This window comes from Stackebrandtia nassauensis DSM 44728, from assembly GCF_000024545.1.
Taxonomy (GTDB): Bacteria; Actinomycetota; Actinomycetes; order Mycobacteriales; family Micromonosporaceae; genus Stackebrandtia; species Stackebrandtia nassauensis.
Window position 1 is genome coordinate 4,863,929 of sequence record NC_013947.1, and the last position, 26,574, is coordinate 4,890,502.

Below are 26,574 nucleotides of genomic sequence, written 5' to 3' on the forward strand. Positions count from 1 at the left end.
ATGTAAGCGCTTGCTGTAGGTCAATACGTCGATCCACAGCCCGTCCATGGAAAAGGACCGGCCGGGCTCGTACCCAGCCGGTCCTCGTCACACGAAATGTCTAGCTGCAACCGCTGGTGGAGCCGCAGCCCTCACACACGTAGCAGCTGCCCGCCGGACGCATCTTGGTCCCGCAGGTCATGCACAGCGGCGCGTCGGCGCCCTTGCCCTGCAACTTCTCCAGCACCTCGGTCGAGGAGTGCGCCACCTGCGGCGACTGCTCGACCAGCTTCTGGACCACCTTCTCGATCGGGGCCGAGGCCGCCAGGGCCGCGAAGTCCACGTCGTCCTCGTCGGACTCGACCGCGGCCGGGTTCTCGCCGCGCACCTCGGCGGCGCGTTCGGCCGAGGTCAGGATGCCCAGGTCGGAGCGGGTCTCGAACGGCAGGTAGTCCAACGCCAGGCGACGGAACAGGTAGTCGACCACCGAGGACGCGATCCGGATGTCCGGGTCGTCGGTCATGCCCGCGGGCTCGAAGCGCATGTTGGTGAACTTCTCGACGTACTTCTCCAGCGGGACGCCGTACTGCAGCGCGATCGAGATCGCCACCGAGAAGGCGTCCATGATGCCCGCCAGGGTCGAGCCCTGTTTGGACATCTTGAAGAAGACCTCGCCCAGGCCGTTGTCCGGGTAGGACGACGCGGTCAGGTAGCCCTCGGCGCCGCCGACCGAGAACGACACGGTCTGGCTGGGGCGCTTCTTCGGCAGCCGCTTGCGGATCGGGCGGTACTCGATGACCTTCTCCGGCTCGTCCGCCTCGGTGTCCTTCTTGGACACCGACAGCGGCTGGCCGACCTTCGAGTTCTCCCGGTAGACCGCCAGCGCCTTGAGGCCCAGCTTCCAGGACTCGAAGTAGATCTCCTCGAAGTCCTCGACGGTGGCCGATTCGGGGACGTTGACGGTCTTGGAGATCGCGCCGGACACGAACGGCTGGGCCGCGGCCATCATCCGAACGTGGCCCATCGCGGAGATGGAGCGCTCGCCCATCGCGCAGTCGAACACCGAGTAGTGCTCGGGGCGCAGGCCGGGCGCGTCGACGACGTGGCCGTGCTCGGCGATGTACTCGGTGATCGCCTCGATCGACTCGGTCTGGTAGCCGAGCGTCTTGAGGGCGCGGGGCACCGTCTGGTTGACGATCTGCATCGAACCGCCGCCGACCAGCTTCTTGAACTTGACCAGCGCCAGGTCGGGCTCGATGCCGGTGGTGTCGCAGTCCATCATGAACCCGATGGTGCCGGTGGGCGCGATGACGCTGGCCTGCGAGTTGCGCCAGCCGTTCTTGTCGCCGATGTTGTTGCCGTTCTGCCATTCCGAGACCGCGGCCTTGAGGATCTCGCGGTCCATCACGCCGTAGGTCTTGACGTTGTCGCAGGCGGCGGCGTGCTTGCGCATGACGCGCTTGTGGGCGTCGGCGTTGAGCGCGTAGGCGTCGTACGGTCCCACGACGCCCGCCAGCTCAGCGGAGCGACGGTAGGACACACCGGTCATCAGCGAGGTGATCCCGGCGGCGACAGCGCGGCCCTCGTCGGAGTCGTAGGCGAATCCGGAGGCCATCAGCAGCGCGCCGAGGTTGGCGTAGCCGATGCCCAGCTGGCGGTGGGCCCTGGTGTTCTTGGTGATGGCCTCGGTCGGGAAGTCCGCGAAGGAGATGGAGATCTCCATGGCGGTGATGACGAACTCGACGGCCTTGGTGAACAGCTCGACGTCGAAGGACCCGTCGTCCTTGAGGAACTTCATCAGGTTCAGCGACGCGAGGTTGCACGAGGAGTTGTCGATGTGCATGTACTCGCTGCACGGGTTGCTGCCGGTGATGCGGCCGGTCTCCGGGTTGGTGTGCCAGTCGTTGATGATGTTGTCGAACTGGATCCCCGGGTCGGCGCACTCCCAGGCGGCCTGGGCCATCTTGCGGAACACGGTCTTGGCGTCGAGCCGCTCGATCTCGCTGCCGTCGAGGCGGGCCCGCAGCGCGTAGTCGCCACCGGCTTCCACGGCACGCATGAACTCGTCGGTGACGCGCACGGAGTTGTTGGCGTTCTGGTACTGGACCGACACGATGTCCTTGCCGCCGAGGTCCATGTCGAAACCGGCGTCGCGCAGCGCCCGGACCTTGTCCTCTTCGCGGGCCTTGGTGTCGATGAACTCCTCGATGTCGGGGTGGTCGACGTCCAGGATGACCATCTTGGCCGCGCGACGGGTGGCGCCGCCGGACTTGATGGTTCCGGCGCTGGCGTCGGCACCGCGCATGAAGCTCACCGGACCGGAGGCGTTACCTCCGGAGGACAGCAGTTCCTTGGAGGCGCGGATTCGGGACAGGTTGAGTCCGGCGCCGGAGCCACCCTTGAAGATCAGGCCCTCTTCGCGGTACCAATTCAGGATCGAGTCGACGGTGTCGTCGACACTGAGGATGAAACAGGCGGAGACCTGTTGCGGGTCAGGCGTACCAACGTTGAACCACACCGGCGAGTTGAAGCTGAAGTACTGGTGCAGCAGCAGCCAGGTCAGTTCCTCTTCAAAGATCTGCGCGTCCTTGGGGCTGGCGAAGTACCCGTACTGCTCCCCCGCACCCCGGTAGGTCTTGACAACCCGGTCCAACAGCTGTTTGAGGCTGGACTCCCGCTGTTCGGTGCCCACGGCGCCACGGAAGTACTTGGACGTCACGATGTTGGTGGCGTTGACGCTCCAGAACTCCGGGAACTCGACCCCGCGCTGTTCAAAGTTGATCGAGCCGTCGCGCCAGTTGGTCATGACGACGTCGCGGCGTTCCCAGGTGACCTCGTCGTAGGGGTGCTTTCCCTCCGTTGTGAACACACGAGACACCTTGAGGCCCTTGCGCTGGGCGGCGCCGTTGGCCTTCGCCTTCGTCCTTCCGGGTGTGGCGGCGGTGTCGGTTGTGTCGGTCATGTCGCTGTCCCTTCCTACTGTTTCATCACTACGCGCCCGTGAGCGCCACTGTCGGTATCTGCCTGTCAAGTTCACGTTGTTTCGCGCACACGACTCCCCCGTGTCCTGTCGTGTGTCTCCCCCTCTTTCGCGTTGTTACTGGGTTGCTTCGGCCCCGGTCTCGCGGTTGTCGCGCAGCGCCTCGATCTCGGCCGCGAAGTCCTCCACGGACTCGAAGGACCGGTACACGCTGGCGAAACGCAGGTAGGCGACCTCGTCGAGTTCGCGCAGCGGTCCCAGGATCGCCAGGCCCACCTCGTTGCTGGGTATCTCGGCCATCCCCTTGGCCCGGATCTCGTCTTCCACCCGTTTGGCGAGCACCGCCAGCGCGTCGTCGTCGACCGGCCGTCCCTGGCAGGCCTTGCGGACGCCGGAGGCGACCTTGGTGCGGCTGAACGGTTCGGTCACACCGGAGCGTTTGACGACCGCCAGGATAGATTCCTCCACAGTGGTGAATCGTTTTCCGCATTCCTGACAGGAGCGGCGACGCCGGATCAGCAGCCCGTCCTCGGCTTCACGGGAGTCGACGACGCGTGAGTCGGGGTGCTTGCAGTACGGACACCTCATCGACGCATCAGCTCCTCACCCGCCACAAGCCCTGGTTGGACTACATCAGTGTAACCACTATATGTTGTGCCCCGAGCCTATGCCCCGCAAGATCAAAATGCAAGCGATTCGCACGATCGGGCGGGTGTTCGCACCGTCTCATAAACGCCGTGCGCCCACCTTGGTACTGTCAGTTGGTACCGCGTGGCACCCCTCCTTGCGCACACGCGGTCGACCTTAACCCCCCAACCGACAAGTTCCGCACCCGGTCGCCGAAAGCCACGAACCAGACTTTCGAACTATTGTTTCACTTCGCGGTGAAAATGGTTTACAGTGACTTCCGGCGACAAACACCCGGTGACCATCTCCGGCTTGCCAAAGCCGGGCTCGCAAGGAGGAAGACGTGGCCAGTTCTCCGGCCAAAACCATAGTTCCCGACGCCACCGATGACCTCGCCTCGGACGCGAACGAGGCGACCCTGACCGACCGTCAGCGCAAGATCCTGTCGTGCATTCGTGATTCTGTCGCCGATCGCGGTTACGCCCCCAGCGTCCGCGAGATCGGTCACGTCGTCGGGCTCGCTTCGGCGTCCAGTGTGGCGTACCAGCTCAACCAGTTGCAGCGCAAGGGTTTCCTGCGCAAGGACGCCCGACGGCCGCGCGCCGTCGACATCCGCCCGGGCAGCTCGGGCGAGGCCGAGGGCCTGCGCAAGGCCCCCAAGTACGTTCCGGTGCTCGGTGAGATCGCCGCCGGTACCCCGATCCTCGCCGAGGAGCGGGTCGAGGAGATGTTCCCGCTGCCGGCCGAGTTCGTCGGCGAGGGGGACGTGTTCCTGCTGAAGGTCAAGGGCGACTCGATGATCGAGGCCGCCATCACCGACGGCGACTGGGTGGTCGTGCGACAGCAGCCCGAGGCGCACAGCGGTGAGATCGTGGCCGCCATGATCGACGGCGAGGCGACGGTGAAGACCTTCAAGCGGCGCGACGGGCACGTGGTCCTGTTGCCCGCCAACCCGATGTACGACCCGATCCCGGCCGACGAGGCTCAGATCCTGGGCCGGGTGGTCGCGGTGATGCGGCGCATCTGAGCCGCGTCAGTACCGTCCACCATAGACTGTTCCGGAGTTGGGTTCGTCGTCACGGCGATCCCGCCCGGGACGGCCACCGCCGTACACGTTGCCGCTGCGCGGGTCGTCGTGTCCGCCGTAGACATTGCCGCTGCGCGGATCGTCATGGCCGCCGTAGACCGAGCCACTGCGGGGTTCGTCGTAGTAGTCGTCCTGGTAGCCGTCCTGCCGGTGCCCTGACACCGGCTCGAACAGCTTGCCGCCGCCGAAACCGTCGTCCTGGTCGCGGTACCGGGGCCGCTCGTAGCCGTCCTGCTGGTCCTTGTCGAGCGACTCCCTCAGCGAGTGCGCGTTGGCCTTGTTGCGCCTGGCCCGCCAGATGACCCGGCCGCCGATGATGACCATGATCAGGCCGATCACGCCGACGGCGGCCACGGCCCACAGGATCCCGTTGGGGCCCAGCGTGTCGATGATCGTGTCCAGGAACGACTTCTCGGGGGCGGCCTCGTCGTCCTTCTTCTTGTCCGAACCGGACGCGGCCTTGGCCGGAGTGTAGCTCCACAGTGCCGGCGCCGTCCCGCTGCCGATCTCCGAACCGGTGACGAACTTCTTGCCGTCGGTGGTGTAGGTGATGGCCTCGCCCTGCGGCTCTTCGGGAAGCGGGGTGATCGCGGGCTTGCCGTCCTTGATGGACTTGGCGACGTCGGAGCCCTCGACCTTCCACTCGTAGGCGTCGGTGTAGGTGCGCAGCACGGCCTTCTTGCCGTCCGGCGACACCGCGCCGCCGGTGACGAACCTGGACGGCGCGTCGCCCAGCGGGATCCCGTTGATCTCCTCGGGTCCGCCCTTGGTCTTGGTGGCCTTGATCTTGACCGAGCCGACCTTCTTCAGCGGCGCCTCGGCGCCGTTGGGGTCGAGCTCGCCCTCGGGCGCGTAGAGGTTGGAGACGCCCAGCTCCTTGGTGGCGAAGATCGGGGTGCCGTCGCGCTGCATCAGCAGCGCCTCACAGTCGACCGCGTTGTCCGGATAGGTGAACCGGTAGGTGGAGACCTGGGCGTCGGGGGTGACCTTGTGGAGCGCGATGCTGGGACGGGCGCCGTCGTTGTCGCCGGTGTCGGCGACCCAGTAGTTGCCCTTGCCGTCGACGGCGAGGTCCTCGGGGTCGGAGGGTTCGACCTGGCCGGAGATGTTCTGCCCGGTGCTGGCGCAGTTGTCGTCCAGCGCGATGACGTCCACCGTCGTCACGTTGCCGTCGGAACCGTCGCCGATGGCGGCGTAACCGTTGTCGGTGGCCACCAGGCCCGACAGTTCGCCCAGCGCCTCGTCCGACACCTCGCACAGTTTCTTGCCGGGTTTGGGGTCCTTGGCGAAAGCGGGTGCGGGCAGCGCCACCGCCGCCGCCACGAGACCCGCCAGGGTGATCGCCGCCGCCCACCTGCGTACATCACTCGTCAATTGACCATGCTCCACGCGGTAAGTCTCGCATTCATTGTCAAAAACCGCGATGGTACCAATGGCCGCTGGTCGCCCGCCCCGGTCACGGGGTGTCGATGACGAAGGGCGCCAGTTCCGCCGCGAGGGCCTCGTCGACGAGGACGTCCATGACGGTGCCGTCGCCGCGGTGGTCGATGGAGCGCACCTGGCCGCGCTGCCGCACCCGGGCGGCGAGGTCGCCGCGCACGTAGGGCACGCACACCAGCAGCGGGACCGCCGGTCGCGGCAGCCGCTCCTCGATGACGTCGCGCAGCTTGTCGACGCCCTCGCCGGTGTGGGCGGACACGAACACCGCGTCCGGCCAGTCGGTGCGCAGCGTCAGCAGCGCCTCGGAACCGGCCCGGTCGATCTTGTTGACCACCAGCACCTCGGGCACGGCGTCGGCGCCGACGTCGTTGAGGACCTCCCGCACCGCCCGCACCTGGGCGCCGGGGTCGGGGTGGCTGCCGTCGATGACGTGCACGATCAGATCGGCGTCGGCGACCTCCTCCAGGGTGGAGCGGAACGCGTCCACCAGCTGGTGCGGCAGGTGCGACACGAAACCGACGGTGTCGGACAGCGTGTAGTCGCGGCCGTCACCGGTGCGGGCCCGTCGCGTCGTGGGGTCCAGGGTCGCGAACAGGGCGTCCTCGACCAGCACCCCGGCGCCGGTGAGCCGGTTGAGCAGGCTCGACTTCCCGGCGTTGGTGTAACCGGCAATGGCCACCGACGGCACCGAGTGGCGGCGCCGCGAGGAGCGTTTGGTGTCGCGGACGGTGCGCAGCTTCGCGATGTCGCGGCGCAGCTTGGCGATCCGGGTGCGGATGCGGCGCCGGTCGGTCTCCAGTTTCGTCTCACCGGGACCACGCAGACCCACACCGCCGCCGGCCCCACCGGCGCGGCCACCGGCCTGGCGCGACAGGGTCTCACCCCAACCGCGCAACCGCGGCACCAGGTACTCCAGCTGCGCGAGCTCGACCTGGGCCTTGCCCTCGCGGCTGGTGGCGTGCTGCGCGAAGATGTCGAGGATCAGGGCGGTGCGGTCGATGACCTTCACCTTGATCTCGGCCTCCAGGTTGCGCAGCTGGCTGGGCGACAGTTCGCCGTCGCAGATCACGGTGTCGGCGCCGGAGGCGGTGACGGCCTCGGTCAGTTCGTCGACCTTGCCGCGTCCCACGAAGGTGGCGGGGTCGGGGCTCTTGCGCCGCTGAATGAGCCCGTCCAGGACCTGCGATCCGGCGGTTTCGGCGAGCGCGGCAAGCTCGGCGAGCGAGTTCTCGGCCTCGGTGAGCGTGCCCTTGGTCCACACGCCCACCAGGACGACCCGCTCGAGCCGCAGCTGGCGGTACTCGACCTCGGTGACGTCGGTGAGTTCGGTGGACAGCCCGGCGACCCGGCGCAGCGCGTGCCGCTCTTCGAGAGCGAGCTGGCCCGTGTCAGGGAGTTCAGTGTCATTCGTTGGCATCGTCTCAAGCCTGACACGCCACCGGCGGTTTCGCATCCAGGTATGTGGTTGAGTGTTGGGTTGAATTGAGTCGCAAAGGAGCGAAGATGTCTGTGGCCAAGTTGCCCAGTGCCGGTTTTTCGATAACTGTCCGCGTGTCGCTGACCGCCGACGCGGGAGCCATCGGCCGCCTCACCACCGCCGTGGGTGAGGCCGGGGCGATCGTGAAGGCCCTTGACGTGGTCTCCAGCGACCACAAGCGGGTCGTCGTCGACCTGACCTGCGACACCTCGGACTCGGCGCACGCCGAGCGGGTGACCGACGCGTTGGCGTCGTTGCCGGGGATCACGGTGCGCAAGGTCTCCGACCGGACCTTCCTGCTGCACCTGGGCGGCAAGATCGAGGTGACGCCGAAGGTGTCGCTGCGCAACCGGGACGAGTTGTCGATGGCCTACACCCCGGGTGTGGCGCGGGTGTGTTCGGCGATCGCCGAGAACCCCGACGACGCCCGGCGCCTGACGATCAAGCGCAACACCGTGGCGGTCGTCACCGACGGTTCGGCGGTGCTGGGGCTGGGGAACCTGGGCCCGGAGGCGGCGCTGCCGGTCATGGAGGGCAAGGCGGCGCTGTTCAAGAAGTTCGCCGGTGTCGACGCCTGGCCGGTGTGTTTGGACACACAGGACACCGACGAGATCGTGGAGATCGTCGCGGCCCTGGCCCCGGTGTACGGCGGCATCAACCTGGAGGACATCGCCGCGCCCCGCTGTTTCGAGATCGAGGCCCGGCTGCGGGACCGGCTCAACATCCCGGTCTTCCACGACGACCAGCACGGCACCGCCATCGTGGTGCTCGCGGCGCTGACCAACGCGCTCGGCGTGGTGGGTAAGAACTTCGGCGACATCCGCGTGACGGTGTCGGGCGCGGGCGCCGCCGGAACCGCCATCATGAACCTGCTGTTGAAGCGCGGCATCGGCGACGTCATCGCCTGCGACCGTCCCGGGGCCCTGTACCGGGGCATGCCGGGCCTGTCCTCGGCGTGGAAGGACCTGGTGGAGCGCACCAACCGGGAGAACTTCTCCGGCACCCTGGCCGAGGCGGTCGCCGGTTCCGACGTCTTCATCGGCGTCAGCGCCCCGAACCTGTTGACCGGCAACGACATCGCCAGGATGGCCACCGACCCGATCGTGTTCGCCCTGGCCAACCCCGACCCCGAGATCGACCCCCGCGAAGCCGCCGAACACGCCGCCATCGTGGCGACCGGCCGCAGCGACCAGCCCAACCAGATCAACAACGTCCTGGCCTTCCCGGGAGTGTTCCGAGGCATGCTCGACGCCCAGGCCACCGGCTGGAGCGACGACGCGGCCCTGGCCGCCGCCGACGCCATCGCGGGCGTCGTGGGCGCGGACAAGGCCAACGCCTCGTTCATCGTCCCCAGCGTCTTCGACCCGCACGTGGCCCCGGCGGTGGCGCAGGCGGTCAAGAACGTGCTGCGCCCCGAGCCGGTCAACGGCGACAACGGGAACGGCGAGGCGTCCTGAGCTGAGACGACAGCCGACGGTGGCGGGCCCGTGCGGGCCCGCCACCGTCGGGTTTCGGGGAGGGTTCAGTCCTTGACTGTCGCGTCCGGCATGGCCAGAGCCAGGTCGGTGAGTTCGTCGAGGCTCAGCCCCAGCTTGTTCCCGGCGTCGGTCTCATCGTCGCGGTACACGTACGTGTCGACGTCGACGGCGGTGCCGTCGGCGCGGATCACGATCACCCGGTTGTCCTGGCGGGGCATGAAGCCCCCGTCGGTCTTCCATTCGGTGTGGATGCGAAGAATGCGCTCCCCGCCGGGCCCGGTCGACTCGTCGCAGGTGTGGTCGGGTTCGAGATCCTGGGTGCTCGCGGCCCTCGACACCACGGTCTCCGCCGAGGTCGCTTCAAGGGTCAGACCGTCGGTGCAGGTCGCGAGGTGTTCGAACGTGTCTCCGGCTCCCGATTCGAAACTGCCACGCGGATAGACCTTGAAGCCGAGGTCGTTCGCCTCGCCGTAGCGGACCCGGTCGGTCACGATCTCGTCCCATTCGACCTCGGGGTCGCCGCCGGGATCGGTGAGGCTGACGGTGGCGATTCCGTAGTACGGAATGCTGTCGTCGACGACTTTCCAGTTGTTGAGTTCGGTCGACCCGCGGTAGAGCAGCCGGTGGTTCACGGCCATGCCCGGCCATTTCTCCAGGTCGGTTCCGTTGTCGTTGAACCATTCCGTGAAGGCCTTGCCGTACTCGTCGGCGTCGGGGGACGACTTGTCGCCGTCCTGGTACCCCCAGGCGTATCGCTGCCCGTCGGGCGGCTTGGGCAGGTCCGGCAGCGGGTATTCGGGCTGTTCCTTCCCGGTTCCCGGCGGGGCGTCGGCCACTACGAACGCGCTCGACAGCGTCAGCGCTCCCACGACCGCCAGCGCCACGGCGGCGGTCAGGCCACCGGCGAAGCCGAGGTTGCGGCCCATCAGCCGCCTGCGGCCGCGTTTGGCCAGCTGTTCGGAGGACACGCCCAGCGGCGGCCCGTCGATCTTCTCGTGTTCGGCGAACAGTCGCAGCATCGCGTCATTCATGCCGTCGCTCCTTTCGGGAGGGTGGGAAAGCTGCCGGAAAGCCGATCGCGCATCGCCGCCAGGCCCTTGACGGACTGACTCTTCACGGTGGACGGCGAGCAGCGCATGATCGCCGCGGTCTGCTCCACCGACAGGTCCTCCCAGAACCGCAGCACCAGCGTGATGCGCTGTCGGCGCGGCAGTCCCGACAGCGCCTGCAGCAGCACCATCCGGTCGTCGGAGCGGTCGTCGCCGTCCCAGGTCACCGGGACGGCCGGGTCGTCGTCCAGGTGTTCCCGCCGGAACCGGAATCGTCTGCCCTCGTTGATGAGTACGTTCACCACGATGCGCCGGGTGTAGGCGTCCAGGGATTCGCGCGCGGCGCGTCCCCAGGCGGCGTACAGCTTCACGAAGGCCACCTGCACGGCGTCCTCGGCGCGATGCCAGTCGCCGCAGGACAAGTAGGCGAAGTACCGCATGGAATCCAATTTGGATCTCGCGTACTCCTGGAACTCCGCGTCGTGTCGGACTCTCATATGGTGTCCTCCTGTCGGTCGAGTCTCACTCAGGAAGACAGGCCGGACACCGGTTTGGGACGCCCGGCTGAGCGAATGACCGTATGTTGTCACAGCCCGGGGGTAGCGTCGCGGCATGGCGACTTGGGACGACGTGCGCCGCATCGCGATGGCGCTGCCGGAGACGACCGAACGCTCCAGCTACGACGGCACCGCCGCGTGGCGGGTCAAGGACAAGCTGTTCGTGTGGGAGCGCCCGCTGCGCGGCACCGACCGCGAGGCCCTCGGCGAGTCCGCCCCCGACGGCCCGATCCTCGCCGCCAGGGTCGCTGACCTCGGCGAACGCGAGGCCCTCATCGAACAGGACCCGAAGGTCTACTTCACCATCCCGCACTTCGACGGGTATCCGGCGATCCTCATCCATCTGGACAACATCGACGTGGCGGAGCTGACCGAGGTCGTCACCGACGCGTGGTTCACGCGGGCGCCCAAGCGGGTAGCCAGCCAGTTCCGGGCCCGCGAGGCCGAGTCCCAGGGCTGACGGCCCGCCACTCATCGAAGGGAGTTACGCGTGATCACCGAGGCTTTTCCCATGCTGACGACGCCCGACCTGAAGCGCGCGCTCGGGTTCTACCGGGATCTGCTGGGCGGGGAGGTCTACTACCAGTTCCCGGCCGAGGGCGAGCCGATGTACGTGACCCTGCGCTGTGGTTCGTCGTCGCTGGGCATCGGCGAGGACACCGAGACCGCGGGACGCAATCGCGACAGCGGCGTGTTCAGCCTGTGCGTGTACGTCGACGACGTCGACGCGGCCCTGAAGCGCCTGGGGGACGCGCACGCGGTGATCCTGTCGCCAGCCGTCGACCAACCGTGGGGCGAGCGGATGGCGGAGGTCGCCGATCCCGACGGCACCCGGATCGTCCTGATGTCCAAGCTGGACGCGTAACCGCGCGACGGTTCCGTCAGGCTCACACGAGGTTGGTGTGGCCCTCGGCGACGATGACGGCGGGGCCGGTGAGCGTTGTGGTGTCCGTCGAGACGGTGACGGTGAGCGTGCCGCCGGGGACGTCGACGGTGCAGGTGCCCACGCCGCCAAGCGCCACCGCGGCGGCGGCTACCGCGCCGGTGCCGCAGGAGCGGGTCTCGCCGACGCCGCGTTCGTGGACGCGCATCGTGATGTGGTTGGCGGGGCCGGTGATGAACTCGACGTTGACGCCGGTCGGGAACAGCTGGGCGTCCACCGCCGGTACTTTGTGGAGGTCCAGGGTGTAGGGGTCGTCGACGCGGCACACCAGGTGCGGGTTGCCCATGGAGACACGGGTTCCCGCGTAGCGGCGTCCGTCGACTATGGCCTCGGATGCCCCCTCGAACCGGGCGGGCCCCATGTCGACGCGGAACTCGTCACCCACGCAGCTGACCGTCCGCAGCCCCGCGCGGGTGGCCAGCGGGATGTCGCCGGGTTCGGCGAGGTCGTGCTCGAGCAGGTAGCGGGCGAAGACCCGCACGCCGTTGCCGCACATCTCGGCGACACTGCCGTCGGCGTTGTAGTAGTCCATGAACCATTCGGCCTCGCTGGACAGTTCGACGGCCTCGGGGTGCTTGGCGGACCGCACCACCCGCAGCAGCCCGTCGCCGCCGATGCCGCTGCGGCGGTCGCACAGGTCGGCGATCTGCCAGTTGGTCAGCGGGGCGGCGTTGTCCGGGTCGGCCAGGATGACGAAGTCATTGCCGGTCCCGTGCCCTTTGGAGAAGGCCGTGGCGGAGCCCTTGGCGAAGTCGGTCACCCCGCAATCATGCCTCCTCGCTTGGGCAGTGACACGGCGAGTCGGCTGCGGGATTAGTCTCTGTCGTCGTGAACGACGACAATTCGGTATTCGCCGACGCGAGGGTCCCGTTCCCCGACGCCGCCTACGCCACCCGCGCCTCCAACCGGCTGGTCGAGGCTCTCGTCCCCGGTACCGGGCTCGGCACGCTGACCCCCGCCATCGCCTGGTCGGGCCGGGTGCAGGGCACCGACGCGCCCCGGCCGTTTCGCGACATCACGGGCCTGATCGTGTCCGGCGGTCACGACGGTGACTTCGCGTACGCCGACGATCCGGCCGACGAGTCGATCCTGACCCGGCTGGCCGAGCGGGCGGGCGTGTCGCTGCGGCGGCTGGAGACCGTCACGGGCGCCGCCGCCGAGACCGGCCCGGTGTTGTCCGAGGACCAGTATCTGGAGTGTCTGGAGATCGGCAAGCAGGCGGCCGACGCCAGCATCGACTCCGGCGCCGACCTGCTCGTCCTGTGTGGTCTCGGACCGGGCACCCGGACGGCCGCCATCGCCGTCACCGCGCACCTGACCCGGATTCCGCCCGTCGAGCTGTCGCCCCGGCTGCGACTGCCGGGCGGCGTCATCGACGACAACGCCTGGATGCGCCGCACCGCGGCCATCCGCGACGCCTTCACCCGGCTGGGCGGTCCGGGACGCAAGGCCCAGACGATGCTGACCGAACTGGGCGGTCCGGTGATGGCGACGCTGACCGGGATCATCGTGGCCGCGGCGATCCGTCGCACCCCGATGCTCATCGACGGGCCGGTCGCGGCGGCCGCCGCGTTGGTGTCGCGGGACTTCTCGCTGGGTGCCCCGAAGTGGTGCTACGCCCCCGACCGGATCCCGCACCCGGTGGTGGAGCGGGTCGCTGGCCAGACGGGCATGGCCGAGCCGATCGGTTTTGGCGTCGATGTCGGCGAGGGCTGCGCGGCGATGCAGGCTATCCCGCTGTTGCAGCAGACGCTGCGGCTGTTCGACGAGCTCCCGTTCCCTGAGCCCGAACCGGAGCCGGAACCCGAGCCGGAGAAGGAAACCGACGACGGCGCCGCCGCTGACGACGAAACGGTCGAGGACAAGAGCGAGGACTAGCCGCTGGCTCACGGCTCACGGCTCACGGCTCACGGCTCACGGCTCACGGCTCACGGCTCACGGCTCACGGCTCACGGCTCACGGCTCACGGCTCACGGCTCACGGCTCACGGCTCACGGCGGCGATTGTGCCGCCCCAGCCGCAGGCTCGGCTACAGCCAGCCGCGATCGTCGGCGAGCCGCGCCGCCTCGGCCGACGTCCGAGTGCCCGTCTTCCCGATCGCCGACGACAGGTGATTGCGCACCGTCCCCTGTGACAGGAACAGCCGCCTGGCCGCGTCGGCGATCGTGCCGCCCCCGGCGATGGCCGACAGCACCTGCCGTTCCCGCTCGGTCAGCGGCGACGTCCCCAGCACCGACGACTCCGCCGCCAGCGCCGGATCGATGACCCGCAGCCCCGCGTGCACCCGCCGGATCGACTCGACCAGCTGCTCGGGCGGGGTGTCCTTGACGACGAACCCCGCCGCTCCCGCCCGGGTCGCCCGCGCCAGGTAACCGGGCCGCCCGAACGTCGTGCAGATGATGACCCGCACCGTCGGGTGTTCGTCCCGCAGCCGGGCCGCGACGCTCAAACCGTCGCCGGGCATCTGCACGTCCAGCAGCGCGACGTCGGGACGCAGCCGCGCCACGGCGGGCAGCACCTCGTCCCCGGTCCCGACCTCGGCCACCACCTCGATATCGGTCTCCAGACCGAGCATCGCGGCCATGGCGCCGCGCACCAGCGCCTGGTCGTCGGCCAGCAGTACCTTGATCATTCAGCGCCTCCCGGCACGACCGCCCGCAATCGAAAACCCTCACCATCGGGTCGCGGCCCCGCGGTGACGGTGCCGCCGACGACCGCCAATCGCTCGCGTAGCCCGGTGATGCCGTTGCCGGGCTTGCCGTCCGACGATCCCCGACCGTCGTCGACGACCTCGATCCAGTTCGGACCGACGCGCACCTCGCACACGCTGGCCCGCGAATGCCGCATCACGTTGGTCACGCCCTCCCGCAGCACGTAGGCGAACGCCGGTTGCCACTCCCCCGGAACCACGTCCACAACGGATGGCAGCACCGCCCGGATCCCCGCCGCGTCAAGTGCTTCGGCGACCCCGGCCAGCTCGGTCCGCAGGCTCGTCCGATACTCCGACACCACCGCGCGCACCTCGGTCATGGCCTGCCGAGCCAATCGCTCCGAATCGGACACTTCGGCGACCAGCCTCGCCCTGTCGTCGGTTCCGGACTCCAGCAACCGTCGCGCCAGCCCCGCCTTCACCGAGATCGTGGTCAGACTGTGCCCCAACACATCGTGCAGGTCACGGGCCAAGCGGTTGCGTTCGTTCACCACCGCCAGCCGTGCCAGCTCGGCCCGTGTTTCGCGCAGCTGGTTCACCGTCCGGATCAGCTGTCCGGTCACGGTGGCGCTGATCGCGATCGATATCAGCACCGCCATGTCGGCCCCCGACATCTCCTTGTCGGCGACCGTGACGCTCAGCGCGAACATCGCGCCCAGCACCACGCCGTTGAGGCTCACCGCCATCAGCATCGGCAGGGTCACGGCGGCCACGGCGATGGAGAACAGGAACACCAGGATGTCGGTGAACCAGAACGCGAACAGGATCGCGACGCCCAGCAGGTTCAGCCACAGGTTCATGGCCAGCCGTTGCCACAGCGTTGAGCGCCACAGCCGGACCGGCAGCACCAAAAGGCTCACCGTGTAGACCACCCACAGCGCGACCCCGACGCTTCGCGGCATGCCGGTTCCCGGCTCCGGCACGGTGTACGCCGACACCCAGGCACAGACCACCGTCAGACCACCCACCACCGCCAGGAATCGGATCGTCCGCGACGCCGACGAACCCGGCAACCGGTCGATGGCCGCCCACGATGGAACCCGGAACCGGGCCAGCTGAAGCTCCCTCACGGCTGCGCAGCGTAGCCCGGTTCCGGTCGTTGCGGCCATGACAACTGTCACGGCCGTGGGTGATCGGCGCTGACGATGGCGCGCCGATCACCCGGTTACGCCCGAATCGCCAGCGGCACCTGGCTCCCGGGACGTCTGAGATGGGAGCGAGCCTAGTCGCGAACGGCCCTGAACTGCGAGAACAAAAACTCGGTGCCCGGCCGCCAGTACCGCCGCCCATCGACCGAACGGCGGAGTCGTACGACTTGAGAGTTATGTCCGTCGCCGGACACTAGACCCGCGACGGACGACGCGGTGGCCGCGAACTCCATACCGTCGCGGCATGGTGAATATCCCAAGCCTGAGAAGGCATCTCCCCTGGTTGCTGGCCCTCCTGTCCACTGTCACCGGCTTGGGGCTGTCGGTTTCGCTGCGGTTCCCCGAGGTCCTGCTCGACCCGCCCTCGTTCGGTGCGTCGCTGGCGTCCGCGCGTCCGGTCGCGGCGGTGGCGAGCCTGCTGGGTCTGGCCGCGTCGGGTGTCGTACTGGTGCGACTGTCGCGCGGGCTGCCCGCCGCGCGGCTGTTCGGCGTCGTCGCCGGATGGTGCCTGGCCGCGTGCGGTGCTGCCGGGCTGGCCCTGCTCGTGTTGTGGGGCAGCGGACTCGACGCCGCCGCCTCGGTCGTGTCGACGTCGGTGTTCGCGGTCTTCGGTCTGGCGGTACCGCTGCTGCTGGCGGTGTGGACGGCGAGGCTGGTCCGGTCCGTCGGCGTCGGTGCGATCACCGGATGGTTGGCGGTGGCCGGACTGGTGGCGACGGTGGTGCGCTCGGCGACGTGGTGGCTCAACGCGATACTGCCCACACAGGACGGGTTCTACGTCGTCTCGGCGATCCTGACGCTGCTGGCGCTGACCGCTGCTCCGCTGTGGATCTTCTGGCTGATCCGGCTGGGCTTCTCGCTGCGCTCCTCATCCCCGGTCGCGGCACCGGGACGCGGGTTCGCCGCCGTGGCCCGGCGTTGTGGCCTGGGCCTGTTGACGCTCGTGTTCGCGCTGGCCCACGCGACGGCGGCGATCGTGAGCACCCCGATCCCCGACACCTCCGATGTTCCCGCCGTCCCCAGCGCGGGGGCGGCGTTCTTCCATCCGGTGATGCTGGCCGCCGCCTCCCAGTTCGCGCAGCCCACCAGCTATCCCGACCTGCTCGAACAACGCCGGGACGAGCGGTTCACCGAACCGAGGACGCCCGCCGGGACCACCATCGACAAGGTCGACGCCGGTGACGTCCCCGCCGAGTTCCTGTGCGCCGACGGCGCCACGAAGGATCGCGTCTTCCTGTACCTCCACGGCGGCGGCTTCATCATGCCGATGTCCAATTTCCACCGCGACTTCGCCGCCGAGCTGTCCCGCCAGACCGGATCCTGTCTGCTGATGCCGCACTACCGGCTGGCCCCCAAGCATCCGTTCCCGGCGGCGATCGAGGACAGCGTCGCGGCCTACCGATGGCTGTTGGAAACCGGGGTTCCCGCCGCCGCTGTCACCATCATCGGCGACTCCTGCGGCGGCACGTTCACCCTCTCCACAGCACTGTCGCTACAGGACAGCGGCGACGAGATGCCGGGAGCGCTGGTGGGCCTGTCGCCCGCGACCGACCTGACGTTCACCGGCGAGACCCACCGCTCCAACGCCTGGACCGATCCCCTCATCGCCGCCGAGCACAAGAAGTTCGTGCAGCGTTCCTACACCGGTGACGGCGAAGCCGACGTCCGCGACCCGCTGTTGTCGCCGTTGTTCGCCGACACCGTCGACCTCGCGACGCTGCCACCCACGTTGCTGCACGCGGGCAGCGAGGAGACGCTGCTGAGCGACTCGATCCGGATGGCCGATCGCATGCGCATGGCCGGTGGCGACGTCGCACTGGAGGTGTGGCCGGGCTTGCCTCACACGGTTCCGTTGGTGTTCCCCGAGATCATGGAGGCCGACGTGACCTTCGAGCGCATCGCCGACTTCAGCGCCGTCCACACGTCGTGACGGGCACTGTGGTCACACGTGAGGTTCGCCGGGCCGCACCACACCGTTCTCGTAGGCGAAGACGATCACCTGGGCGCGGTCGCGCAGCCCGAGTTTGGCCAGGATCCGTCCGACGTGGACCTTCACGGTGGCCTGGGAGACGTGGATGAGTTCGGCGATCTCCTGGTTGGACCGGCCGCGCGCGACCTGAACCAGGACGTCGTGTTCCCGCTCGGTGAGGCTGTTCAGACGGTCGTCACCGGGCGGGACCCGCTCCGTCGCGGGCAGGTGTTCGGCGAACCGCTCGATCAGGCGCCGGGTCACCCCCGGAGCCACGGCGGCGTCCCCGGCGGCCACGACGCGGATGCCGCCGGTCAGCTCGGCGGGGGTGGCGTCCTTGACGAGGAACCCCGACGCCCCGGCCCGCAGCGCGGCGAACACGTACTCGTCGAGGTCGAATGTGGTCAGGACGAGAACCCGCGCGGCCGAACCGGAGGCGAGGATGCGGCGGGTGGCCTCGATGCCGTCCATCACCGGCATGCGCACGTCCATGAGGACGACGTCGGGGCGCAGTGCCCGCGTCATGGCGACGGCCCGTTCGCCGTCGGCGGCCTCACCGACGACCTCCAGGTCGGGCTGTTTGTCCAGCACGGCGCGGAATCCGAGCCGCAGTAGCGACTGGTCATCGGCCAGCAGCACCTTGATCACGCCGAACCTCACCGTCGTCGTCTTGCGGCCAATCCTAGGCAGAGCTCGCGGTTACGCCGAGCCGTCGGCGAACGGCAGTCGGACGCGAACCTGCCAGCCACCGCCGGGGACGGGACCGGCCTCGGCCTCCCCGCCGTGGGCTTTGGCGCGTTCGGCGATGCCCGCCAGCCCGTGGCCGCCGCTCGCGCGGGCTTGGATCGCTTGCCCCGCACCGTTGTCCACGATCGTGACCTCGACGCCGGTGGCCTCGTATCGCAGCTGGACCCGCGCTCTTGCTTCCGCACCCGCGTGTTTGAGCACGTTGGTCAACGATTCCTGAACGATCCGGTAGACGCTCGCCTCCACGTCCTCCCGTTCGACCGGTTCGCCGTCGCGGACCAGCTCGACGTGAAGCCCAGCCTCCCGCACCCGCTCCACCAACTGCTCCAGCTCCGGGGCTTGCGGCTCCGTCGAGACGTCGGCCTGCTCGCCGCCGCGATGCTGCCCGTCCCCGTCCCGCAGCACCCGCACCAGCCGCCGCAGCTCCCCCAACGCTTCCCGGCCGGTCGCCGCCGATTTCCCCATCATGTCCCCCGCCTCGGCGGGGCTCGCATCGACGGTGAGCGCGGCGCCGTCGGCCAACGCCACCATCACCGCAAGGTTATGAGCGACGATGTCATGCACCTCCCGAGCCAACCGCTCCCGCTCCGACGCAACCGTCGCCTTCGCCTGCCGCTCAAGCTCTTCCCGCGCCCGCCGGGCCCGCTCGTCCAGCAACGCGCGCCGAACCCGCACCGCGATGCCACACGCCGCGACCGCGACGACAACCGCCAGCACCCCCGCGATCGCGGGCCACTGCGACGGTTCCCGCCCCGCCGCCACACCCAATGCCATGGCAACCGCCGCGACGGCTGGCCACAGCCGCCGAACCGACCGATGCCGCGCCACCGTGTACAGCGCGACCAGCGGCGCGAACACGAAGAACACGCCGGTCATCCCGGCCAGCGCGCACGCCGCCACCAGCCCCAGCACCGTCCAGAACACGACGACCGGCGCTCGCCGCCGCCACGTCAACGGAACATGCACGGCGACGAACCACAGCCAGCCGAACCCGACCACCCCTGTGCCCGGCTCCAGCACCCCCGCCGCCGTGTCCCCACCAACGGTCGCGGGCAACGACACCACCGCGACCACTACAGCCACAACGACATCCGCGATCACCGGACGCTTCCCGGCGAACTCGCGAACCCGGCGCATGACGCTCCTAAAATGACTGGCCGCCAACCGGCAGACCAAGGCGGACATGCCGCGGCTTCAGCCACGACATGCCCGCCATCCTGCCCTTCGTCGGTCCCGGCCGCCATCCCGCGACCGGGCCACCATCAGCGCCGCTGAATCTTCGCCCCACCGTGCAGCACGCCGTTGACCATGCCGCCGCTGAGGAAGTCGTGCGGGAATCCCAGCTCAATCGCGCTGGCCGCGTCCAGCCGTTCCCGCTGCTCGTCGGTGAACTCCACTTCCAGCGCGCCCAGGTTCGACTCCAGCTGCTCCAACGTCCGGGCCCCGATGATCGGCGAGGCCACCGCCGGGTTGAGCAGCGTCCACGCCAACGCGACCTGAGCCGGAGCGACCTCCATCTCCTTGGCCACGGCCACCACGACGTCCGCGATGTCCAAGGCACGCGGCGTCAAAGCACCGTTGGCCGCCGCGACCTGCTTGCGCGTGCCCTTCGGATCGTCGGTCAACTGCGTGTCCAGGTCCGCACGCGTGTACTTCCCCGTCAGCACGCCACTGCCCAACGGCGACCACGGGACCACGCCCATGCCCAGCTCCGCCGCCATCGGAATCAGATCCCGTTCCACGGTCCGCTCGATCAGGCTGTACTGGATCTGCATGGCCGCCAACGGTTCCCAGCCGCGCAGCTCGGCGATGGTCTGCATCCGCGCCGCCTGCCAAGCCGGGATGTCCGACAGCCCGATGTACAGCACCTTGCCGGAGCGCACCAGGTCGTCCAGGCCCCGCATCACCTCGTCGGCCGAGGTCGTGAAGTCCCAGGCGTGCAGGTACAGCAGGTCGATGTGATCGGTGCGCAGCCGACGCAGGCTCTGCTCCACCGACTGCCGCAGCGCCTTGCGTCCGTTGCCGCCAGCGTTCGGGTCACCGGCGCGGATCGACATCGAGTACTTGGTGGCGATGACCACCCGGTCGCGGTTGCCCTCGGCGAACTCGCCGACGTACTCCTCCGAGGTTCCGGCGGTGTAGGCGTTGGCGGTGTCGATGAAGTTGCCGCCCCGCTCCAGGTAGGTGTCGAAGATGCGGCGGGAGTCGGCCTTGTCCGAACCCCAGCCCCAGTCGTCGCCGAAGGTCATGGCGCCCAGCGACAGCGGCGAGACCCGCAGTCCCGACGAGCCGAGCAGTCGGTAGTTGTCGAGTGTGTTCGACATGTGGGAGAACCTCTCTTCGTCTTCGATTGCTGGTGTCGAGTCTGCGACCGAAAACGCCCGCTCAGCTGGCCTGAGTCTTCCTGGGACCGGCAGGGCCACCCTCGCGGTCCGAAGCCGAGCGACAATGGGGCCATGCCGCAAGCCAAGGACGACGCCGCCACGCTCGCCGCGTTCCTGCGGGCCCGCCGGGCCCGGGTCACGCCCGCCGATGTCGGGCTGCCGCCGGGTGGGGCGCGCCGGGTGCCGGGGCTGCGGCGGGAGGAGCTGGCGTTGCTGGCGGGCGTGAGCGTCGACTACTACACCCGGCTGGAGCAGGGACGCGACACGCATCCCTCGGCCGAGGTGCTGGACGCGCTGGCGCGGGTGCTGCGGTTGAACGAGGACTCCCGGGCCCACCTGCACAGCCTGGCCACCGCGCCCCGCCGCCGGTCACAGCGCCGCGCGGCCCCGTCGGTGCGGCCGAGCGTGCAGCGGATGCTGGACTCGATGCGGCACGTTCCGGCGCTGATCGTGACGCCGTACATGGACGTGCTGGCGTTCAACCGGCTCGGGTCGGCCCTGTATCCGGGGCTGGCCGAGCTGTCCGGCCGCGAGCGCAACGTCATCCGGATGGTGTTCCTGTCCGAGGCGGGCCAAGACCTGTTCCCGGAGTGGCAGAAGGTCACCGCCGAGGCGGTGGCGTTCCTGCGGGCCGCGCTGGCGCCCGACCCGCACCATCCGCGCGTCACCGAACTCGTCGGCGAACTGAGCATCCACAGTGACGAGTTCCGGCGACTGTGGGCCCGGCACGAGGTGGCGCAGAAACGCGGCGGCACCAAGACCTTCCGGCATCCGCAGGTCGGTGAACTCACCCTCGAATGGGACGTGTTCGCCCACCTCGACGACGGCGCCATGCTGGTCACCTACACCGCGGTGCCGAACAGCCCCGACGAGGAGCGGCTGATGCTGCTGTCCAGCCTGGCCGAGCCGGAACCCGCACGCGCCGAGCCGGTCGCGGCCCCGCACGAGACCTGATTCGTCACCTTCCTTCGGTACCGTGGTGCCGCCCGGCCGAGCGGTCGTGCGGAGAGGATCGCGGTGAGTGCGGGTTCGGTGCGCGAGGTTGCCGGTGTGTTCCTTCGGTTGGGCACCATCGCCTTCGGCGGTCCCGCCGCCCACACCGCGATGATGCGCGAGGAACTGGTGCGCCGCCGGGGCTGGGTCAGCGATCAGCGGTTCGTGGACCTGATGGGCGCCACCAACTTCATCCCCGGCCCCAACTCCACCGAACTGGCCATCCACCTGGGCCACGACCGGGCCCGCTGGAAGGGCCTGGTCGCGGCCGGGGTGTGTTTCATCCTGCCCGCGGCGGTCATGGTGACCGGGCTGGCCTGGGCCTACGTCACCTATGGACAGACCCCGGCGGTGAAGGGGGTGCTGTACGGCGTCGTCCCGGCAGTCATCGGCATCATCGCCCACGCCCTGTTCGGGCTGCTGCGCACCGTGGTGAAGACGGTGTGGCTGGGCGCGCTGGGCGTCGCGGCCCTGGTGGCGTACTTCCTGGGCGTCAACGAACTGGTGATCCTGGCCGCGGGCGGGCTCCTCGCGGTGGCCGTCCACTTCGGGCAGCGCTGGCGCGGCAGTGTCTCCGGTTTCGCGATCCCGCTGTTGTGGACGGACAAGCTGCCGGTGTTCGCCGACCCGACGACGGGCCAGCTGGCGCAACTGTTCGCCACCATGCTCAAGATCGGCGCGGTCCTGTACGGCAGCGGCTACGTGCTGCTGGCGTTCCTGCGCGGGGACTTCGTGGACCGGCTGCACTGGATCAGCAACGAGCAGCTCATCGACGCGGTCTCGATCGGCCAGGTCACGCCGGGGCCGGTGTTCACCACCGCGACCTTCGTCGGCTATCTGGTCGCCGGGCTGCCGGGCGCGTTCCTGGCGACGGTCGCGATCTTCCTGCCGTCGTTCGTGTTCGTGGGCCTGCTGACGAAGCTGACCGGCTGGCTACGGTCCCGCGACTGGACCGCGATGCTGCTGGACGGGGTGAACGCGACCGCGCTGGCGCTGATGGCGGGGGTGTCGTTCCAGCTGGGCCGCACCGCGATCATCGACCCGCTCACCGCCGCCATCGCGATCGTCACGGTACTGCTGTTGTGGCGCACCAAACTCAACAGCGCCTGGTACATCGCCGGAGGCGCGGTCATCGGCGTCGCTCACATTCTCCTGAATAGTTGACAATAACTAGTCAGTCGTGAATACTTGGTGGCAACTACCACCGGAGGACACGATGGCCAAGAAGCGCAAAGTCGGCAACCCGCTCGCCCTGGCCGTCCTGTCCTACCTGCTGATGAAACCGATGCACCCGTACGAACTGGGCCGCACGCTCAAGAAACACGGCGACGACCGCAACATCAAGTACAACCACGGTTCGCTGTACATGGTGGTGCGGCAACTGCACGCCGCCGGGTTCATCGCCGAACAGGAGATCGAACGGCAGGGCAACCTGCCCGAGCGCACCGTCTACGCGATCACCGCCGACGGGCGCCAGGAACTACGCGACTGGCTGCGCGAGCTCATCGCCGAGCCGAAGCACGAGTATCCGGCCTTTGTGACCGGCCTGTCGCTGATATCCGCGTTGCCTCCCCAGGAGGCGACCGAGCTGCTCCGGAAACGGCTCGAACAACTGGCCGTCCAGCGCGAGGACATCCAATCCGTCCTCGACTCGGCCGCGTCCCAGGGCGTACCCGGCCTGTTCCTCGTCGAAGAGGACTACCGGCTCGCCATTGTGGACACCGAGGTGGACTTCGTCGAGAAGTTCCTCCACGACATCAACGACCCCGAAACCGACTGGGCTGGCCCCTGGGGCGAGTTCCACGAGCAACATACGGAGCAGTCATGAACAAGGCACGAACCGCCATGATCGTCGGCGGCGGCATAGCCGGGCCGGTCGCGGCCCTGGCGCTGCGCAAGGCCGGAATCGAGGCGACCGTCTACGAGGCGTACGACACCGTCGCCAGCGGAGTCGGCGGCGGCCTGAGCATCGCGCCCAACGGCGTCAACGCCCTGGCCGTCATCGGCGCCGACACGGTACTGCGCGACATCGGCAACCCCATCGAGACCATGGCCATGCACAACTGGAAGGGAAAGAAACTCGGCGAGTTCGGCAGCCCCGCCGGTCTGCCGCCACAGCGGTTCGTGTGGCGGTCCGAGCTGTACCGGGTCCTCTACGAGGAGGCCAGCCGACGCGGCGTCCACATCGAACACGGCAAACGGCTCACCGGCCTCGACCAGACCCCCGACGCGGTCACCGCCCACTTCGCCGACGGCTCCAGCGCGAGCGCCGACATCCTCATCGGCGCCGACGGCATCCGCTCCACGGTGCGCGGTCTCATCGACCCGAGCGCCCCCGGCCCCCGCTACGTCGGCCTGCTCGGCTTCGGCGGCGCGGTCGCCAACCCCGACGGCGCCCCCGGCGGCAACTCGATGCACTTCACCTTCGGCAAACGCGCGTTCTTCGGCCACGCCTTCTTCGACGACGGCACCGGCGGCTGGTTCTCCAACCTGCCCAGCAAAGAACCGCTGTCGGCCGCCGAGTGCAAGGCCCGCGACCCGCAACAGTGGATCGACGAACTGTGCGAACAGTACGCCGACGACCGCTACCTCGCGGTAGACCTGTTGCGCCGCACCGATCCGGCCGACCTGCTGTGCACCGGCCCCCTGGAGGACATCCCCACGGTCCCGACCTGGAGCTCGGGCCGGGTCGTCCTCATCGGCGACGCCGCCCACGCCACCTCCCCCAGCTCCGGCCAGGGCGCCTCGCTGGCGTGCGAGAGCGCCGTCGTCCTGGCCAAGGCCCTGCGCGACCTGCCCCACCAACAGGCGTTCGCCTCCTATGAGGACCAGCGCCGCGACCGGGTGGAACGGGTCATCGCCCAGGCGGCGAAGACCAACAACGACAAGGCGGCCGGCCCGGTGGCGCGGGTGCTGCGCGACGCGCTCATGCCGGTGGTGCTGAAGTTCGCCAAACCGGAGAAGTTCACCTGGCAGTTCGACTATCGCGTCGACTGGGACGAGCCCGCGAAAGCGGCCGTCTAACGCGGCGGGATGGGCAGGCCGTAGGTGAGGCGCCACGGCCTGCCCTGCTCGGTGCGCAGTCCGTTCTCGGTCAGCGCCCACGGATGGTCTTCCTGCAGCTTCAGGTCGGTCTGCGGATTGTCGTCATGGTCGATGGGCAAACCGACAGCGGTGCGTTCGCCGTTCGGCACGCCGTCACCGGAGTAGTCGGTATCCGGTGACCTGGTGTCGGTGTGAAGGTCCTCGTCGAACTGGTCGTGACGGAAATCGTAGGTGTGGGCCATCTCGTGGTAGAGCACATTGGACGGCGCGCTTCCCGGATCGTCGAGACTCTTGGCGGCGTTGTACTCGATCACGTTGTGCGAGTTGTCATGACCGTCCCGGGAAGAACTGGCATAACCGTTCTCGAGGTCACGGTGGGGGTTGTTCGGGTCGAAGCTCAGTTCCTCGATCTTCAGCGTGTCCTCGCCCGGCTGCACGAAGTCGTCGAAGCCGCCGAACTCGGCCGCCTGCTTGTCGAGCATCTGCTGCGCCGTGGGAGACGCCGCCATCATGTCCAGATCGGCTTGGACCCGGGCTTTGAAGTCGTCGGAGCCCTCGACCTGGTAGACGCCAGCGTTGTCGGAGATCGTGACGTTGTTGCGCTCGGCGGTGTCGATGCCGTACCGGTCCTTGGTGATGGCGTCCTCTTCTTGGACATACGCCTGGTCGAGCCCGCTGCCACCGTCCACCGTGTCCTTGCCGTGCCCGCCGTACAGCACGTCACGACCGTCGCCGCCCGACAAAGTGTCCTCGCCGTGGCCACCGGAGATGGTGTCGTTGCCGATACCCCCGTCGATGCGGTCGTTGTCCCTGCCGCCCTCCAGGTAGTCGTTGCCGTCCTCGCCGCGCAGGACATCCTCACCTTCGAGGCCGTAGATGACGTCGTCCTCGGTACCGCCGGTGATCGTGTCGTCGTCCCGTTGTCCGTCCAGATAGTCCTTGCCCTGGCCGCCGTCGATGGTGTCGTTGCCCGCACCACCCGCGACGCGATCGTTCCCGCTCCCACCGGTGATGGTGTCGTCGCCGTCGTTGCCGTAGACGACGTCGTACCCGCTTGAGTTGCCTCCGGCATCGATACGGTCGTTCCCGCCCCCGCCGTGGATCACGTCGGCGCCGTCGCCCCCGTTGAGCACGTTGGCCTTGTCGCTGCCGTGGATCGTGTCGTCGTCCTTGCCGCCGAACACCGCGACGTCTTCCTTGACGTTCTTGTCGATGTCGATCTTGTCGTCGCCAGCCTGTCCGTCGACTGTCAGCCGCGTGCCGGGATCGAACCTGAAGTCCTTGCCGTCGACGTTGGCGATCAGGTTCCCGTCCTTGTCATTACTGACCTTGACGACGTTGTCCTTGTCCCCCGTGGCCAGGTACACCGACCCGTCCGGCAGCTTCACCGGCACCGGCCCGGCACCCAGGTCCTTTTGCGCCAGCTGCGTCACCGCCGATTCATCGGCCGCGTTGGCCCGATCGATCGCCTTCAGCAGCAGGTTGAACAGCTCCTCCGCCTGCTGCCTCAGTCTCGCCTCGGTGGCGGCGTCGGGCGAGGGCGGCCAGGTCACGGTGCCGTCGTCCTGCACCTTGTGCTCCGGATAGGACGCGATCGCCGTCTCGATGTCGGACTTGGCGCCCTCCAGTTCGGCCACCAGGGTGTCAAGCGTCGTGGCCGCGGCCTTGAAGACGCTGCTGGCCGCCTCCAACGGCGCCGGGAACGTTCCCAGCAGGTCGTTCTGCGCCTGCGCATCGGCCCCGGCCCAGAACCCGGCCCCGGCGGCGCTTTTCGCCGCGTCGACGATCTCCCCGGCCCGGGTCTCCACGTCCTTGCCGACCGCGACGGCCGTATCCGCCGAGGTGGTCAGCTTCTCGGTACTGAGGGCACGCAACTGGGCAACACTGATCCCCATTGGACCGTTCCTTTACGCCGTGAACGTACTACGACTTCTCCACGTTGCCACTCCGTCACGGGGACG

At 68.6% G+C, this 26,574-nt stretch carries 23 protein-coding genes; 10 read left to right on the forward strand and 13 right to left on the reverse strand.

What is annotated here, in order from left to right:
* Positions 1-100 precede the first annotated feature (100 nt).
* Both SNAS_RS22525 and nrdR read right to left on the reverse strand, forming a co-directional pair.
* Positions 101-2,941 carry a vitamin B12-dependent ribonucleotide reductase gene (locus SNAS_RS22525; protein ID WP_013019775.1) on the reverse strand — a complete coding sequence of 947 codons (2,841 nt, stop codon included), beginning with the start codon at positions 2,939-2,941 and terminating at the stop codon, positions 101-103.
* A 135-nt stretch (positions 2,942-3,076) separates the two neighbouring features.
* Positions 3,077-3,547 carry a transcriptional regulator NrdR gene (gene nrdR, locus SNAS_RS22530; protein WP_013019776.1) on the reverse strand — a complete coding sequence of 157 codons (471 nt, stop codon included), beginning with the start codon at positions 3,545-3,547 and terminating at the stop codon, positions 3,077-3,079.
* 406 nt (positions 3,548-3,953) lie between these two features.
* On the opposite strand from nrdR, the gene lexA reads away from it, so the two are divergent.
* Positions 3,954-4,613: a transcriptional repressor LexA gene (gene lexA / locus SNAS_RS22535; RefSeq protein ID WP_211207478.1), complete on the forward strand. Its 660-nt coding sequence runs from the start codon at positions 3,954-3,956 to the stop codon at positions 4,611-4,613.
* Between the two features lie 6 nt (positions 4,614-4,619).
* On the opposite strand, the gene SNAS_RS22540 is transcribed toward lexA, so the two are convergent.
* Together SNAS_RS22540 and hflX are read right to left on the reverse strand one after the other, a co-directional pair.
* On the reverse strand, positions 4,620-6,047 hold the full coding sequence (locus SNAS_RS22540) for an SdiA-regulated/phytase-like domain-containing protein (protein WP_144300603.1): 1,428 nt from the start codon (positions 6,045-6,047) through the stop codon (positions 4,620-4,622).
* Positions 6,048-6,129: 82 nt separating this feature from the next.
* Positions 6,130-7,530, reverse strand: coding sequence for a GTPase HflX (gene hflX / locus SNAS_RS22545; RefSeq protein WP_013019779.1), 1,401 nt, complete (start codon positions 7,528-7,530; stop codon positions 6,130-6,132).
* Positions 7,531-7,616: 86 nt separating this feature from the next.
* Between hflX and SNAS_RS22550 the strand changes: the two genes are divergently transcribed.
* Positions 7,617-9,047 carry an NAD-dependent malic enzyme gene (locus SNAS_RS22550; protein WP_013019780.1) on the forward strand — a complete coding sequence of 477 codons (1,431 nt, stop codon included), beginning with the start codon at positions 7,617-7,619 and terminating at the stop codon, positions 9,045-9,047.
* A 65-nt stretch (positions 9,048-9,112) separates the two neighbouring features.
* Here the strand turns inward: SNAS_RS22550 and SNAS_RS22555 are convergent, their stop codons facing one another.
* Positions 9,113-10,099 carry a hypothetical protein gene (locus SNAS_RS22555; protein ID WP_013019781.1) on the reverse strand — a complete coding sequence of 329 codons (987 nt, stop codon included), beginning with the start codon at positions 10,097-10,099 and terminating at the stop codon, positions 9,113-9,115.
* On the reverse strand, positions 10,096-10,614 hold the full coding sequence (locus SNAS_RS22560; RefSeq protein WP_013019782.1) for a SigE family RNA polymerase sigma factor: 519 nt from the start codon (positions 10,612-10,614) through the stop codon (positions 10,096-10,098). Before SNAS_RS22560 ends, SNAS_RS22555 begins: the two co-directional genes overlap by 4 nt.
* A 115-nt stretch (positions 10,615-10,729) precedes the next feature.
* On the opposite strand from SNAS_RS22560, the gene SNAS_RS22565 reads away from it, so the two are divergent.
* Both SNAS_RS22565 and SNAS_RS22570 read left to right on the forward strand, forming a co-directional pair.
* A complete protein-coding gene (locus SNAS_RS22565) occupies positions 10,730-11,134 on the forward strand; it encodes an MmcQ/YjbR family DNA-binding protein (RefSeq protein ID WP_013019783.1) in 405 nt (134 codons plus the stop codon).
* A gap of 30 nt (positions 11,135-11,164) precedes the next feature.
* Positions 11,165-11,539: a VOC family protein gene (locus SNAS_RS22570; RefSeq protein WP_013019784.1), complete on the forward strand. Its 375-nt coding sequence runs from the start codon at positions 11,165-11,167 to the stop codon at positions 11,537-11,539.
* Between the two features lie 22 nt (positions 11,540-11,561).
* Here SNAS_RS22570 and dapF read toward each other — a convergent pair whose 3' ends face one another.
* Complete coding sequence (gene dapF, locus SNAS_RS22575; protein ID WP_013019785.1) at positions 11,562-12,377, reverse strand: diaminopimelate epimerase; 816 nt, start codon at positions 12,375-12,377, stop codon at positions 11,562-11,564.
* Positions 12,378-12,445: 68 nt separating this feature from the next.
* Between dapF and SNAS_RS22580 the strand changes: the two genes are divergently transcribed.
* A complete protein-coding gene (locus SNAS_RS22580; RefSeq protein ID WP_013019786.1) occupies positions 12,446-13,495 on the forward strand; it encodes a nicotinate-nucleotide--dimethylbenzimidazole phosphoribosyltransferase in 1,050 nt (349 codons plus the stop codon).
* A 151-nt stretch (positions 13,496-13,646) separates the two neighbouring features.
* Here SNAS_RS22580 and SNAS_RS22585 read toward each other — a convergent pair whose 3' ends face one another.
* Positions 13,647-14,249: a response regulator transcription factor gene (locus SNAS_RS22585; protein WP_013019787.1), complete on the reverse strand. Its 603-nt coding sequence runs from the start codon at positions 14,247-14,249 to the stop codon at positions 13,647-13,649.
* Positions 14,246-15,397 (reverse strand): sensor histidine kinase, encoded by a 1,152-nt coding sequence (locus SNAS_RS22590; RefSeq protein WP_211207219.1) that lies wholly within the window; start codon positions 15,395-15,397, stop codon positions 14,246-14,248. The genes SNAS_RS22585 and SNAS_RS22590 overlap by 4 nt, the downstream gene beginning before the upstream one ends.
* Before the next feature lie 322 nt (positions 15,398-15,719).
* Between SNAS_RS22590 and SNAS_RS33135 the strand changes: the two genes are divergently transcribed.
* The gene (locus SNAS_RS33135; RefSeq protein WP_013019789.1) at positions 15,720-17,405 is read left to right on the forward strand and encodes an alpha/beta hydrolase; all 1,686 of its coding nucleotides are present in this window, start codon (positions 15,720-15,722) and stop codon (positions 17,403-17,405) included.
* Positions 17,406-17,417: 12 nt separating this feature from the next.
* Here SNAS_RS33135 and SNAS_RS22600 read toward each other — a convergent pair whose 3' ends face one another.
* The 3 genes from SNAS_RS22600 to SNAS_RS22610 all read right to left on the reverse strand — a co-directional run bounded on the left by SNAS_RS22600 (position 17,418) and on the right by SNAS_RS22610 (position 20,515).
* Complete coding sequence (locus SNAS_RS22600; protein WP_013019790.1) at positions 17,418-18,092, reverse strand: response regulator; 675 nt, start codon at positions 18,090-18,092, stop codon at positions 17,418-17,420.
* A 51-nt stretch (positions 18,093-18,143) separates the two neighbouring features.
* Positions 18,144-19,328, reverse strand: a complete 1,185-nt coding sequence (locus SNAS_RS22605; protein ID WP_013019791.1) for a sensor histidine kinase — start codon at positions 19,326-19,328, stop codon at positions 18,144-18,146.
* 125 nt (positions 19,329-19,453) lie between these two features.
* Positions 19,454-20,515, reverse strand: a complete 1,062-nt coding sequence (locus SNAS_RS22610) for an aldo/keto reductase (RefSeq protein WP_013019792.1) — start codon at positions 20,513-20,515, stop codon at positions 19,454-19,456.
* Positions 20,516-20,647: 132 nt separating this feature from the next.
* On the opposite strand from SNAS_RS22610, the gene SNAS_RS22615 reads away from it, so the two are divergent.
* From SNAS_RS22615 to SNAS_RS22630, 4 genes are all read left to right on the forward strand, one after another.
* Positions 20,648-21,529 carry a helix-turn-helix domain-containing protein gene (locus tag SNAS_RS22615; RefSeq protein WP_013019793.1) on the forward strand — a complete coding sequence of 294 codons (882 nt, stop codon included), beginning with the start codon at positions 20,648-20,650 and terminating at the stop codon, positions 21,527-21,529.
* A 63-nt stretch (positions 21,530-21,592) separates the two neighbouring features.
* Positions 21,593-22,732 carry a chromate efflux transporter gene (chrA, locus tag SNAS_RS22620; protein ID WP_013019794.1) on the forward strand — a complete coding sequence of 380 codons (1,140 nt, stop codon included), beginning with the start codon at positions 21,593-21,595 and terminating at the stop codon, positions 22,730-22,732.
* Positions 22,733-22,784: 52 nt separating this feature from the next.
* Positions 22,785-23,396, forward strand: coding sequence for a PadR family transcriptional regulator (locus SNAS_RS22625; protein ID WP_013019795.1), 612 nt, complete (start codon positions 22,785-22,787; stop codon positions 23,394-23,396).
* Complete coding sequence (locus tag SNAS_RS22630) at positions 23,393-24,592, forward strand: FAD-dependent oxidoreductase (protein ID WP_013019796.1); 1,200 nt, start codon at positions 23,393-23,395, stop codon at positions 24,590-24,592. The genes SNAS_RS22625 and SNAS_RS22630 overlap by 4 nt, the downstream gene beginning before the upstream one ends.
* Here SNAS_RS22630 and SNAS_RS33140 read toward each other — a convergent pair.
* Positions 24,589-26,508, reverse strand: coding sequence for a M91 family zinc metallopeptidase (locus tag SNAS_RS33140; RefSeq protein ID WP_013019797.1), 1,920 nt, complete (start codon positions 26,506-26,508; stop codon positions 24,589-24,591). The two genes, SNAS_RS22630 and SNAS_RS33140, sit on opposite strands and share 4 nt — an antisense overlap.
* Between the last annotated feature and the right edge of the window lie 66 nt (positions 26,509-26,574).